The organism is Paracoccus simplex (assembly GCF_042648325.1).
Classification (GTDB): domain Bacteria; phylum Pseudomonadota; class Alphaproteobacteria; order Rhodobacterales; family Rhodobacteraceae; genus Paracoccus; species Paracoccus simplex.
On record NZ_JBHRXE010000078.1, the window covers coordinates 1 to 1,193 of the forward strand.

At 65.9% G+C, this 1,193-nt stretch carries 1 protein-coding gene; it reads right to left on the bottom strand.

The genetic code is table 11. The features are described from left to right. Window positions 1–77 precede the first annotated feature (77 nt). A partial coding sequence (gene tuf / locus ACFOMP_RS19830) for an elongation factor Tu (protein WP_379033796.1) occupies window positions 78–1,193 on the bottom strand: 1,116 nt, incomplete at its 5' end.

Consider the following 1,193-nt stretch of genomic DNA (forward strand, 5'->3'; position numbering starts at 1 on the left):
CGTCGTCGCGATATCCCGTCTCCGGGATCACCCGACGATGTCTTGCCCGGGCGGGGCCGAAACCCCGCCCCGCAGCATCACTTCAGGATCTTCGACACCACGCCGGCGCCGACCGTGCGGCCGCCCTCGCGGATCGCGAAGCGCAGCTTCTCTTCCATCGCGATCGGCGCGATCAGCTCCACCTCGAACTTCAGGTTGTCGCCCGGCATCACCATCTCGGTGCCTTCCGGCAGCTTCACCGTCCCGGTCACGTCCGTGGTCCGGAAGTAGAACTGCGGACGGTAGTTCGCGAAGAACGGCGTGTGACGGCCACCCTCTTCCTTGGTCAGGATATAGGCCTCGGCCTCGAACTCGGTATGCGGCTTCACCGAACCCGGCTTGCACAGCACCTGGCCGCGCTCGACGCCGTCGCGGTCGATGCCGCGCAGCAGCGCGCCGATGTTGTCGCCGGCTTCCCCGCGGTCCAGAAGCTTGCGGAACATCTCGACGCCGGTGCAGGTGGTCTTGCGGGTGTCGCGGATGCCGACGATCTCAAGCTCGTCGCCCACGTTCACCGCGCCGCGCTCGACGCGGCCGGTCACAACCGTGCCGCGGCCCGAGATCGAGAACACGTCCTCGATCGGCATCAGGAACGGCTGGTCCACGGCGCGCTCGGGCGTCGGGATGTATTCGTCCACGGCGGCGATCAGCGCGCGGATCGAATCCTCGCCGATCTCCTTGTCGCGGCCTTCCAGGGCCGCCAGGGCCGAGCCCTTGATGATCGGAATGTCGTCGCCGGGATAGTCGTAGGACGACAGAAGCTCGCGCACTTCCATCTCGACCAGTTCCAGCAGTTCCGGATCGTCCACCTGGTCGACCTTGTTCAGGTAGACGACCATGTAGGGGATGCCGACCTGGCGGCCCAGCAGGATGTGCTCGCGCGTCTGCGGCATCGGGCCGTCAGCGGCGTTCACCACCAGGATGGCGCCGTCCATCTGCGCCGCGCCGGTGATCATGTTCTTCACGTAGTCGGCGTGGCCGGGGCAGTCCACATGCGCATAGTGCCGGTTCTCGGACTCGTATTCCACATGCGCGGTCGAGATCGTGATGCCCCGCGCACGCTCCTCGGGGGCCCCGTCAATCTGGTCATAGGCCTTGAATTCACCGTAATATTTGGTGATCGCAGCCGTCAGCGTCGTCTTGCCGTGGTCAAC